The sequence below is a fragment of the Burkholderia sp. TSV86 genome (genome assembly GCF_001522865.1).
GTDB lineage: Bacteria > Pseudomonadota > Gammaproteobacteria > Burkholderiales > Burkholderiaceae > Burkholderia.
Genome location: NZ_LOWB01000116.1, coordinates 480,125 through 493,711 on the forward strand (window position 1 = coordinate 480,125; position 13,587 = coordinate 493,711).

The 13,587-nt window shown below is 69.1% G+C and carries 2 protein-coding genes (1 of these 2 running past the window's edge); both read left to right on the top strand.

The window, feature by feature from the left end; translation table 11 throughout:
* A complete protein-coding gene (locus WS68_RS23575) occupies positions 1-11,106 on the top strand; it encodes an SDR family NAD(P)-dependent oxidoreductase (protein ID WP_156429636.1) in 11,106 nt (3,701 codons plus the stop codon).
* On the top strand, positions 11,103-13,587 hold the 5' portion of the coding sequence (locus WS68_RS28040) for a non-ribosomal peptide synthetase (RefSeq protein WP_059573046.1). It continues 13,208 nt past the right edge of the window; only the first 2,485 of its 15,693 coding nucleotides appear in the window; the start codon lies at positions 11,103-11,105; the stop codon falls past the right edge of the window. The genes WS68_RS23575 and WS68_RS28040 overlap by 4 nt, the downstream gene beginning before the upstream one ends.

Below are 13,587 nucleotides of genomic sequence, written 5' to 3' on the forward strand. Positions count from 1 at the left end.
ATGAACAAGCCGACTCTTCTTCCCGCGATCGACACGATCAATGCAGCGCGGGCGGCCGATCGCGCGCGGCGTGACATCGCGGTCATCGGCCTCGCGGGACGTTACCCGATGGCCGAGCATCTCGATGCCTTTTGGCGCAATCTGGTCGACGGACGCGACTGCGTGTCGCCGCTGCCTCCCGGCCGCTGGCTGGCGGATCACCCGCAACTGAGCGGTTTCGGTGATGTCTGGGGCGGGTTTCTCGACGACGTCGACAGCTTCGACGCGCTGTTCTTCGGCATTACGCCGCGCGAAGCCGCGAAGCTCGACCCGCAGGAGCGCCTGTTTCTGCAATGTGCGTATGCGGCGATCGAGGATGCCGGATACACCCGCGCGACGCTCGGGCGGGGCGAGCCTGGCGGCGCGCACGAGCATAACCGTGTCGGCGTGTTCGCGGGCGCGATGTATCAGGAGTACCAGCTCTATGGCGTAGAGGCGTCCTTCGCGAGCGAACCGACGGCCGCGACTGGCATCGCCGCGTCGATCGCGAACCGGGTCAGCTACTTCGGCGGCTTTCAAGGGCCGAGCCTTACGCTCGACACGATGTGCTCGTCGTCGATCACGGCGATCCATCTCGCGTGCCGCAGCCTCATGTTCGACGAATGCGAGGCGGCGCTCGCGGGCGGCGTCAACGTGTCGATCCACCCGAACAAATATCGGCTGCTAAAGGAGAACAAGTTTCTCGCCGCAACCGGCCGCTGCCGCAGCTTCGCGGCGGACGGCGACGGCTATGTGCCGGGCGAGGGGGTTGGCATCGTCGTCCTGAAGCGGCTCGACAAGGCGCTGCGCGACGGCGACCGGATTCACGCGGTGATCAAGGCGAGCGCGATTAATCACGGTGGACACTCGAAGGGCTACTACGTGCCGAACGCGCGGCAGCAGGCGGCGCTGATTCACGAGGCGATCGAGCTGGCGGGCGTGGACCCGCGGCACATCCAGTATGTCGAGGCGCATGGCACGGGCACGCCTGTCGGCGATCCGGTCGAACTGCAAGGGTTGACCGATGCGTTTTCCGCCTATACGTCCGATAAGCAGTTCTGCGCGCTCGGCTCGGTGAAATCGAACATCGGGCATTCGGAAAGCGCGGCGGGCATCGCCGCGTTGACGAAAGTGATCCTCCAAATGAAAAACGGCATGCTCGTGCCGTCGCTGCATGCGCAGCAGATCAACCCGGCGCTCGATTTCGCCGCGTCGCCGTTCTACCTGCAGCGCTCGCTCGCGCAATGGCCGCGCGCCGTCGACGCGGCGGGCCGGGAATTGCCGCGGCTCGCGAGTCTGTCGTCTTACGGCGCAGGCGGCTCCAACGCGCACCTGATCGTCGCCGAGCATGTGCCGGAAACGGCGCATGCGGCATTGCGGACGGCGGCGGCGTTGCCGCCGATTATCGTGTTGTCCGCGCCGAATCCGGCCGCGTTGCGCGCGCGAGCGCAGCAGTTGCTGACGTTTTTGCGCGAAGGTGGCGCGGCCGGCGACAGTGCGTTACACGACTGCGCCTATACGCTGCAGGTCGGGCGCGACGCGTTTTTGCATCGCATCGCGTTTGTCGCACATGACGTCGCGCTTGCGCAGGCTTGTCTTGAGGCATACGTCGCCGGGGGCGCGCTGCCACAGCATGTGTATGCCGGCAAGGCCCGTGCGGAAACGGCCGCGGTGCCCGCCGCCGAACGGGATGCGCAGCGGATCGCGCGCGCGTGGGTCGACGGCGCGCAGGTCGACTGGACCCATTTGCATCGCGACGCGCGGCCGCGCCGGATCAGTTTGCCGACTTATCCGTTTGCAAGCAGCAAGATCTGGATGAAGGCGGATACGCGCTTGCAGGCCGCCGAGCCTGCGCCATCGTCGAGCAACACGCGTGACGGCGGTCATCCGTTGCTGCATCGGCGTGAGCCGGCCGGCGACGCGTTTGCCTCGCATTTCAGCGCACGCGAGCCGTTTCTTGCGGATCATCAGATCGACGGCCGGCCGATGCTGCCTGCCGTCGCCTATCTGGAAATGGCCCGCGCGGCGTTTGCCGCGCGAATGAACGCCGAGCCGGCCGTGCGCGTTGCCGACGTGACGTGGATGCGCCCCGCGCGCGCCGACGGTGCGGCGCTCGCGATGCGCATCGCGTTTTCCGCGCAACACGGCGAGCGCGATGCGTTCGTCGTCGAACACATCGGCGACGGCAAGCCGTCCGTTTGCGCGACGGGCCGTGTCGACGCGTTGACGCAAGCGGCGTCCGCGCGCATCGATGTGAACGCATTCATCGCGCGTCATTGCGACAAAACCTACGACGCTGACGCCTGCTACCGCCGCTTCGCCGCCGTGGGCCTGCAATACGGTCCCGCGCACCAGGTCATCGCCGGGCTGCATGCGGGGCCGCGGCATGTCGTTGCGCGCTTGTCGCGGCCGCGGACGGACGACAATTATTGGCTGCATCCGTCGATCGGCGACGGTGCGCTGCAGTCGATCATCGGGTTTTATCTCGACGACGCGCGCGATTGGGTGCCGGTACCTTTCTCGCTCGCGCGCGCCGATCTGCATCGGCGCTGCGGCACTGATATGTGGTGCATTGCGTCGCGCGCGGACGGCGACGATACGTTCGACATCGCACTGCTCGACGCACAGGGCGAACTGTGCGCGCGCTTCGATATGTTGAAGATCCGTAATTTCGCGCGGGTGCGCGCGGCCGATTCGCCGTCCGGCGCCGCCGACGGCGCCGCCGCTCGCGTCGAGCTGAATGTGCCGCTCGCGATGCGCTGGGTGCGCGCCGCCTGGCAGCCGCAGACGGGCGCGCGTCCGGCGCTCGTCTGGCAGATCGGCGGCGATGACGCGGCGGACCGCGAACTGGCGCAATACGGAGCGCGCCGTGTCCGCGTCGGGCGCGATTCGCTTGGCAGCATCGACGCATGCGCGGCGCTGCTCGAGCGCGAAGGACCCGTCGACGAGATCGTCTGGATTGCGCCGCCCGCAGGCGAGGACATCGCGCGGATACAGCGGCACGGCGTAGGCGTGCTGTTCCGCCTCGCGAAGGCGCTGATCGCGCAGGGGTATCTCACCAAGCCGCTCGCGTTCACGATCGTCACCCGTGGCGCGCAGGCGGTGCTCGATGAAGAGCCGCTCGAGCCGACGCATGCGTCGGTGCATGGTTTCGTCGGCGTGCTCGCGAAGGAGATGCGCGCGTGGCGGTTCCGTCTCGTCGATCTCGAACTCTCGGAGCCGCGGCCGATGCACGAAATCCTGTCGATGCCGTTCGATCGGGACGGCGAGGCGTGGAGCCGGCGCGCGGGGGGGTGGTATCGGCAGCAGCTTGTGCCGTGTTGCGAGACGCTGCGTGACGAAGCGCCAGCGTTTCGCCAAGGCGGCGTGTACGTGATCGTCGGCGGGGCGGGCGGCATTGGCAAGGTGTTGAGCCGTTATCTGATCGACTGTTACGACGCGCAGGTGGTATGGCTGGGCCGGCGCAGCCTCGCGCAGGGCGTCGACGCGGATCTCGCCGGGTTCGCGGCCGCGCGCCGCCAGCCCGCCTATTGGCAGGTCGATGCGACCGACGCGCACGCGCTCGCGCGCGTTCGCGGCGAGATCGCCGCGCGCTTCGGCGCGGTGCATGGCGTGATCAATTCGGCCATCGTGCTGCGCGACCAGGGCATCATGACGATGGACGAAGCGCAGTTCTCGCAGGTGCTCGACGTGAAGGTGGCGACGAGCGTCAACGTGGCGAGCGCGTTCGGTGGCGATGCGCTCGATTTCATGCTGTTTTTCTCGTCGCTCGCCGGTTATCTGAAGATGCCGGGGCAGAGCAACTACGCGGCCGGTTCGGTGTTCCAGGACACGTTCGCGCACTATCTGGGCCGAGTCGGCCGGTTCCCGGTCAAGGTGATGAACTGGGGCTACTGGAGCGAATTTGGCGCGGGCGCGTCCGAACATTATCGCAAGCGCATGGCGGCGATCGGCGTGGCGTCGGTGCGGATCGCGGACAGCATGGCGGCGCTCGAGCAGCTGCTGCGCGGCTCGCTGCCGCAGATGGGTTTTATCCGGATGCTCGATCTGGCGCGTGTCGCGATCATTCCGTCGGCGCGGCTCGACGAGGCCGTCGAAATCGTAGGCGGCCGCGCACATCCGCGCCGCGACGTCGCGCGTGTGCTGGACGACGCGCAGCGGCAGCTCGTGGCGCTGCGCGTCGAGGATGGCGGCATTGTGCGCGCGCGCGGCGAGCGCGGCGTCGCGCTTGCCGCCGCGCAGAGCGCGTCACACGCGCGAGCGCCGCTGCCGGCCGCCGCCGCACCGTCGGCGACCGCACCCCGGCCGGCGCCCGAGCCGGCTTCAACCGCGTCCGGCGCGGGCGAGCGTCGCGGCGCCGCGCTCGCATACATGAAGGCGCTCGTGAGCCGCGCGCTCGAAGTGCCGCTCGACGCGCTGGACGACAGCACGCCGCTCGTGCGTTATGGCGTCGATTCGATTTCCGCCGTTCACATCACCAATGCGCTGAATGAACGGTTCGGCGACGTCGACAGCACGCTGCTGTTCGATCTGCAAACGATCGCGGATCTCGCCGATCATTTTCTCGCGACGCATCCGGATGCGTTCCCCGCGCATGAGGCTGCCGAACCAGCGGCGCAATCCGCCGATCCGGCGGCGCACCCTGCCGTGGACGCCTGCGCGGTACGAAGCGGCGAAATCGGCCCGCATGCGGACGCCACCGGTCAGGTAGCGGACGCACCGCACGCGTTGCGCGTCGCGATGATCGCCTACATGAAGACGCTGGTGGCGAACGCGCTCGAAGTTCCGTTCGATGCGCTGGACGACAGCACGCCGCTCGTGCGCTACGGCGTCGATTCGATTTCCGGCGTTCACATCACGAACGCGCTCGGCACGGTGTTCGACGGCGTCGACAGTACGCTGTTGTTCGATCTGCAAACCATCGAGGAATTGGCGGATCACTTCCTCGAGCGCGACGCGGCGCGTTGCGCGGCGCTATGCGCCAGTGCCAAGGCCGGGATCGAAACTGAAACTCGACGCGATGCGAGGTTCGGGCCGCTGGAAGCGGCGGCCGTCGGCGGCGATCCATCGCCGACGGCAACTCCGGCACCTCCCCACCACGACGCGACGCCGCCGCTGCTCGCACTCGAACGTGACGACGACATCGCGATCGTCGGCCTGTCCGGACGTTATCCGGAGGCCTCGGATCTGCGCGCCTTCTGGGCGAATCTGCGCGATGGCGTGCACAGCATTCGCGAGATTCCCGCCAGCCGCTGGGATTGGCGCGCACTGCACACGGACGATCCGGAGACGGTCGGACGTTCCTATTCGCGCTGGGGCGGTTTCATCGACGGGCACGACGAATTCGATCCCGACTTCTTTCATATCGCGCCCGCCGATGCAGAACTGATGGACCCGCAGGAACGTCTGTTCCTGCAGTACGCGTATGCATGCATCGAGGATGCGGGCCATACGCCCGAGAGCCTCAACGCGGCGGGCGAGGTGGGCGTGTTCGCGGGCGCGATGAACAGCGACTATCCGCTCGCGTCGCGCGCGTGGTCGATCGCGAATCGCGTGTCATACGTGTTCGACTTCCAAGGGCCGAGCATGACGATCGATACGGCATGCTCGTCGTCGCTGACGGCGCTGCATGTCGCGATGGAGGCGTTGCGCGCCGGCACGTGCGCGAGCGCGCTCGCCGGCGGCGTCAATCTGATTACCGATCCGGCGCATCTGGCCAGCCTGTCGTACATGCAGATGCTGTCGCACGGCGACGCATGCCGCGCGTTCGGTGACGGCGCGGACGGCTTCGTCGCCAGCGAGGGCGTCGGCATCGTGCTCTTGAAGCCGTTGCGCGCGGCCAAGCGCGACGGCGATCATGTCTACGGCGTCGTCAAGGGGACGATGGTCGCCGCCGGCGGACGCACGTCGGGGTATACGGTGCCGAGCCCGCGCGCGCAGAGCGCGGTGATCGAGCGCGCGCTGGCGCGCGCGGGCGTCGGCGCGGACAGCATCAGCTATGTCGAGGCGCATGGCACTGGCACCGCGCTGGGCGATCCGATCGAGGTCAAGGGGCTCACCGGTATCTACGGCGGCGCGCGCCGCGACGGTTCGACGTGCGCGCTCGGCTCGGTGAAATCGAACATCGGCCATGCCGAGAGCGCAGCGGGTCTCGCCGGACTGACCAAGATCCTGCTGCAAATGAAGCACGGCACGCTCGCGCCGACGCTGTACGCGCAGCCGGTCAATCCGCGCATCGACTTCGCGCGCACGCCGTTTTGCCTGCCACTGCACGCGCAGCCGTGGGCGCGGCCGACCGTCGAGCGTGACGGCCGCGCGTGGACGCTGCCAAGGATCGCGGGGCTGTCGTCGTTCGGCGCGGGTGGCGCGAACGCGCACGCCATCATCGCGGAGGCGAACTTGCCGGACGACGCGCCGTTGGCGGCGCCCGGTCCTCAGGCGATCGTGTTGTCCGCGCAGAGCCGCGAGCAAGTGCGCGAGCGCGCGAGCGCGCTGCTCGCGCAGATTCGCGACGAAGCGCTCGGTGACGATCGGCTGCATTCGATCGCGTTCACGCTGCAGGTCGGCCGGGAAATGCTCGATGTGAGGCTCGGGTTCGTCGTCGACTCGATTGGCGCGCTGGCCGCATGGCTCGCGAGTATCGTCGACGCCGATTGGGCGACGCTCGACGGGCTCGCGTTCGGCAGCGGCCGGCCGCGCGATCGCACACCGGTGCAAGCGCGTCTCGTCACGCCCGGCGATGTGCGGGCGCTGAATGGGCTCGTCGCCGACTGGGCGGCCGGAGCGCGCGTCGACTGGAACGCATGGCATATCCGCAAGCCGCGCCGGATCAGCTTGCCGACCTATCCGTTCAAGCGGGAACGCTATTGGATTACGCCGAGCCACGATATCCGGCGCTTGACTGCGCTGGCGCTGGCGCAGTCAGATGAGCGGCGCGATAGCGTGGCGCCGCCGCGGGCTGCACTGCCGCGCGCCGCGCCGCCGGCCGAAGCCGCGCCGGTGTATCTGTATCGGGAGACCTGGCGGCCGCAGGCGCCCGGCGACGCGTTAGCCGACGCCGCGCGGCGTGTGCTGTGCATCGTCGACACGTCCGCGGCCGCGGACGTGCTGGCGCCCGTCGTCGCGCAAGGGCATCCCGGCGCGGACGTGCTGTTCATCGTTTGCGCGGACGCCGCCGCTGCAGGACCGGACCGGATCGCGCTGCGCGGTGAGGCCGCCGATGATTACCGCGACGCATTCGCCGCGGTGCGCGAGCGCTGGCCGGCCGTCGACGTCTGCTATCACGCGCTCGCCGCGTGCGATGTCTACTATTGCGAACGCGATCACGCATTGCTGTACACGATCCAGGGGATGATCACGGCCGGCCTGCCCGTTGCGCGTTTGCTGCTGCTTGCGCGCTGCAAGCAGACGCGTCTGCAACCTCAGGTGGATAGTTGGATCGGCCTGTGCCGGTCGCTGCCGATGGTGTTGCCGCAAACCGATGCGGCACTGCTCGCGTGTCACGATACGGCGGCGGCGGGCGGTGCGCCGTTTGCCGACTGGTTCGCGCAACGCGCGATTGCCGAGGCGCGCGCGCAGAAGATGCAAAGCGTGCTGTACCGGGACGGCGTGCGTCATGTCGCCGACGTCGAGCCGCTCGCGCTGCCCGATGCGCCGTCCGGGCCGCATGCCGGACACGCCGGACAGACTTGGCTCGTCACGGGCGGCATGGGCGCGCTCGCCACGCTGCTGTGGCGTCATCTGCATGCACAGGGCGCGAACGTCGTGCTGACCGGCCGCTCCGCGCCGGACGCGGAACAGAATCGCAAGCTCGATGCTTGCGATCGCGGTGCAGGGCGCGTGCTGTATGTGCAGGCGGACGCGGGCGACGAAGTGGCGATGCGGGCCGCCATTCAACTGGCGAAGACGCGTTTCGGCCGGATCGACGGCGTGATTCATGCGGCCGGCGTCGCGCCGACCACGACGATCGAATCGATCGATTTCGACGATTACCGGCGCGTGCTCGCGCCGAAGGTCGACGGCGCACGCGTGTTGACGCGGCTTGCCGAGCGCGAGGGCTGGCGCTGGCTCGTGCAGTTTTCGTCATCGTCCGCCGTGCTCGGCGATTTCGGCTCATGCAGTTACGCGGTCGCCAACCGCTTTCAGACCGCGCATGCGCTCGCGCAGCCGGACGGCCCCACCCGGCATATCACGATCAACTGGCCGTTATGGCGCGACGGTTCGATGGGGCTGGGCGGCGAGCGTCGCGAGCGGGTCTATCTCGCGAGCAGCGGCCAGGATTATCTCGAAACGCACGCGGGGCTCGCGTGTTTCGAGCGCATCCTCGCCGCGTCGCCGCGGCAGGCGATCGTGCTCGTCGGCGACGGCAATCCGTTGCGCCGCCGCGCGGGCGGGCCGAACGAAGCTGCAAGGAACGAAGCTGCGATGAACGAAGTGGACGCGTCCGGCCCGGACGCGCCGCCCGCATCGCCCATGCCAGCCGCCGCGATGAACGCCGACGAGGCGACGCTGCGCGCGATTGTCCTCGACGCCATCGAAGCCCAACTCAAATTGCCCGCCGAACGCGTGCGCACGGGGCTCAACTGGGTCGAACTCGGTTTCGACTCTATCCGCCTCGCGGCGCTCGGCAAGCGGCTGGGCGAAACGCTCGGGGTGCGCGTGACGCCCGCGACGTTCTTCGCCAACCCGAGCGTCGACGATCTCATCGGCCATCTCGCGCAGGCTGGCGTGTCGGCCCGCGCGGCGCAGCCGGCGCGCTCGGCAGCCGCCGAGCGGGCGCTTTCCGACGCACACCGGGATTCTCCGGTGCAGGCGGATGCGACGCCGGATTCGCCGGCGCGCGATTGCGCATCCGCGCCGCCGGATGCGGCGACACGCGGCGCCCCCCGCGCCGCGCCGCGCTACGAGCCGATCGCGGTGATCGGCATGAGCGGACGCTTTCCGGGGGCCGAATCGATCGATGCGCTGTGGCGCAACTGGGCAGACGGCGTGTCGGGGATTCGCGCCGCATCGACGCTCGAAGGCCCGCGTGCGTCGAGCCTGGGCTTCGCCGCGCGCGAGCGGCTGTACGGCGGCTTTCTCGACGACGTCGAGATGTTCGATCCGCTGTTCTTCGAGTTGTCGCCGAACGAGGCGGCCGAGATCGATCCGCAACAGCGCCTTTTCCTGCAAACGGCATGGCACGCGTTCGAGGATGCGGGCTATGTCGGGGACGCGATCCGGGGCAGCGACTGCGGCGTGTTCGTCGGCGCGGAAGAAAGCTTGTATGGCGAGCAGCTTGCGCGCCGGGAATACATCACCGCGAACCGCAACGCGACGCTGCCGGCGCGGATCGCCTATGCACTCGATCTGAAAGGGCCGAATTGCAGCGTCACCGCATCGTGTTCGTCGGGCCTCGTCGCGGTGCATCAGGCGTGCCGCGCGCTGCAGAACGGCGAATGCTCGGTCGCGCTGGCCGGCGCGGTCAGCGTGGTGGCGTCCGCGCGCGAACTCGGCAGCCTGGCCGCTGCGATCGCGCTTGCGACCGAGCCCGCATGCCGCGTGTTCGATGACCGCGCGACGGGGCTCGTGCCGGCCGAGGCCGTCGCGGCGGTCGTGCTCAAGCCGTTGTCGCGCGCGCTCGCCGACGGCGACCGCATTCACGGCGTGATTCGCGGCACCGCGATCAATTACGACGGCCGGACCAACGGCATGCTCGCGCCGAATCCGGCGAGCCAGGTGCGGCTTTTCCGCGCCACGCTCGATACGGCAGGGCTGGCCGCCGAGCACGTCGGGATGGTGCTCGCGCACAGCATCGGCTTGCGGCTTGGCGATTCCGTCGAGATCGACGCGTTGCAGCAGGTGTTCCGCGCGCCGTGCGCATTGACGTCGACCAAACCGATGCTCGGCCATAGTTTCGCGGCGTCCGGTGTCGTCGATCTGCTCGCGCTCATGATGGCGTTGCACCATCGCAGCGTGCCGGCGTTGCATGGCTTCGAAACGGCGAACGAATACGTCGATTTCTCGACGCCGGGCGCCGTCGCGCCCGTGCGGCGGCGGCAAGCGTGGGACGCGCCGGCGGGCGGCGCGCGCTACGGTTTCGTCAGCACGACCGGCATCAACGGCGCGAACGCGTGCGCGATCGTCGAGGAAGCGCCGCCGCGGCCGGCCGTCGCTGCGGCGCCTGCGGGCCGCGCGCACCTCGTCGTGTTGTCCGCGCCCGACGCGGCGCGGCTTGCACGGCTCGAAGCCGCGCTGCGGCAAACCCTCGACGCCCCCGAGCCGCCGCGGATCGAGGACATCGCGTTCACGCTGCTCGCAGGCCGCGCGCAGCTCGAATCGCGCGTCGCGTGGGTGGTGACGTCGCGCGACGAACTGCGCGCGGCACTCGACGCGCCGGCAGCTGGCGCGGGCAACGGCTATCGCGGCGACCACCCGGTGCTCGATCCGCGCCGGCGGATCGCATGGCCCGCTCAGCCGACGGCCGAGGCGCTGCGCGAGGTCGCGGCGGCCTGGGCCGCGGGCGCGCAGCTCGACGGCGGCCGGCCGGACGTGGGACGCCGCATCACGCTGCCGACGACCCCATTCGCGCGCATCGCGTGTTGGGCCGCACGCGATCCGGCGGCCGCCGATGGAGCCGATGGCGGCGCGCCCGCTCCAGCGCCGCTTCCGCCTGAAGCGGCAGCGTCATCGCTATCGTCGCCGTCGATCCCAACCGCCACGCCGTCACCCACGGCCGGCCAATCGGACGCTCAAACCGTCCGCGCGTTCCTGCACGCGTTCGTCGAACGCCAGCTCGGCTTCGCGCCGTCGCAGATTCTCGACGATAAGCCGCTGCGCCAGTACGGCATGGATTCCGTGCTCGCGCTCAAGCTGGGCCACGCGATCGAGAACCGTTTTCACGTGAAGCTGACGCCGCGAACCTTCCACGAGAATCCGTCGATCGCGGCGCTCGTCCGGCACATCGGCATGCATGCCGGCTCCGCCACGCGCGCGGCGGACGAAGCCGGCGCGTTCGCGCGATTCCGGGACGAGCGCGTGCTCGACATGCTCGATCGAATCGCCGGTCTCGATCCGTCACTCGCCGATGTCAGGGAGTTGCTGAAATGAATGCTGTCGATACCCATGCGCAACTTGCCGCTGCTTACAGGGCCGGCGAGATTTCCACCGACGAACTGAAGCGCGCGCTGCGCGCGTTTGCGCCGATTCCGCTGTCGGTCGGGCAGAAGGGCCTGTGGGCCTTGCACAAGACTTGGCCCGACATCGGCGCTTACGTGATTCCGCTCGCGTTGCGCTGTGAACGGCCGCTCGACGTCGCCGCATTGGAGCGCGCGTATCGGCACACGCTCGCGTCGCATCCGCTATTGACGGCCCGGCTCATCGACGTGCAAGGCGAGCCGGCGCTGCAACCCCGCTCGCCCGAGGGCTTCGGCCTGCGCGTGCACGACGCGGGCGCCGCCGGCGACGAGGAGATGGTCGAGCGCCTGCGCGCGTTGGCCAAACGGCCGCTGCCGCTCGAAGGCGACGCGCTGATCGACGCCGAGATCCATCGCGTCGGTGATGCGTGCTGGTATGCGTTGATCCGCGTTCATCACATCGTATTCGACGGCACCTCCGCCGTGCTGGTTCTGAACGATCTGTTCGACGCGTATCTGAACCTGTTGCGCGGCGCGCCGCCTCGCGCGGTGGCGCCCGCCGCGCCGTTTCGCGAGTTCGTCGATTGGCAGCGCGCGATGCTCGACGGCCCGCAAGGCGAGCGCCATCTCGACCATTGGCGCGGCGCGCTCGACGGTGCGCCCGCGCCGCTCGCGCTGCCGACGGACCAGCCGCGCGGCGAGCACGCGTCGTTCGACGGCCGCAGCCTGCGGGTAGCCGTGCCGCCCGCGCTGCATGCGCGCGTCGCCGCGTTCTGCGACGCGCACGACGTGTCACGGGCGGTGCTGTATCTCGGCGTGTTCAACGGCCTGCTGAGCCGATACGCGCAGCGCGCGGACATCGTCGTCGGCATGCCGGCGCTCGGCCGGCCCGATGCGCGCTTCGAATCCTGCGTCGGCTACTTTGTCAACATGCTGCCGATCCGCAGCCGGAACGTGCAGGACGTCCCGGCGCTCGATTACCTGCGCGATCTGCGCGAGACGCTGTTCGACGCGCTCGAACACGCGGACTATCCGTTTCCGGCGCTGCTGGAGGCATTGAAGGTGCCGCGCGACGGACGCCAGCGGCCGCTCTTCGATGTCGCGTTCGCGTATCAGAATTTCGCGCACGGCCATTGGCTCGAGCAGATCGAGCGCGATTACGCGGCGCCGCTCGGCGTGCGGATGATCGACGACATCCGGCAGGAGGGCGAATACGAACTGGAACTCGAGGTGATCGAACGCGCGGGCGGCGCGACGCTCAATCTGAAATACGCGGGCGAGCTTTACGATCGCGCGCGCGCCGGGCGGATCATCGCGCATTTCCTGCGCCTGCTCGATGGCGTGCTCGCGCATCCGGCGCGACCGCTCGCCGATCACGACATCCTGACCGATGGCGAGCGCGCGTTGATCGAGCGTTGCAACGCGACGGCGCGGCCGATACCGCGCATCGCGCATTTCGTCGAATGGATCGCCGGGCAGGCGGCGCACGCGCCGCGGAAGATCGCGGTTCGCCATGGCGACGTCGCGCTGGACTACGCGACGCTGATGCGCGACGCGACGGCGCTCGGCAATTATCTGCGCGCGCGCGGCATCGGCCCCGGCGCGAAGGTTGCGATCTGCGTCGAGCGCTCGCCGGATCTGCTGCGCGCGACGCTTGGCGTCGCGCTGAGCGGCGCCGCATACGTGCCGCTCGATCCGCGCTACCCCGCGCAGCGTCAGCGCTACATGCTCGACGATAGCGGCGCGGCGCTGCTGCTCACGCAGGCCGCGATCGAGCGCGACTGGCTGCCCGGTTGCCCGACGCTCTTTGTCGATCGCGAGCGCGAGCGGATCGCCGCTTATGCGGACAGCGTCGTGCCGGAACGGGCCGCGCTCGACGAGGGCGCGCTGGCGTACCTGATCTATACGTCCGGCTCGACGGGCACGCCCAAGGGCGTGATGGTCACGCATCGCGCGCTGAACAACTTCCTGAGCGCGATGGGCGAGTTGCTCGACGTCCGAGCGGGCGACACAATGCTCGCGCTGACGACCTTCAGCTTCGATATCGCCGCGCTCGAACTGTTTCTGCCGCTCGTGCGAGGCGCCGAGTGCGTGCTGTGCGATACGGACGTCGCGGCCGATGCCGAGCGGCTGAAGACGTTCGTCGAGACGGTGCGGCCGAGCGCGATGCAGGCGACACCGACGACTTGGCAGATGCTGTTCCAGGTCGGCTGGCATCCGTCGCCCGCATTGAAGGTGCTGTGCGGCGGCGAGGCGCTGCCGCCCGCGCTGCTCGAGCGCTTCGCCGCATCCGGCGCGCGCTGCTGGAACCTGTACGGACCGACCGAAACGACCATCTGGTCGAGCGCGAAGCGGCTCGACGGCGCATCTCGCGTGACGATCGGCGCGCCGATCGCGAACACACGGCTTTACGTATTGAACGCGCACCGCCGGATGCAGCCGCCCGGCACGCCGG

Coding starts and splice junctions, on each gene's coding strand:
- WS68_RS23575 (WP_156429636.1), top strand. CDS start 1: ATGAACAAGCCGACTCTTCTTCCCGCGATCGACACGATCAATGCAGCG.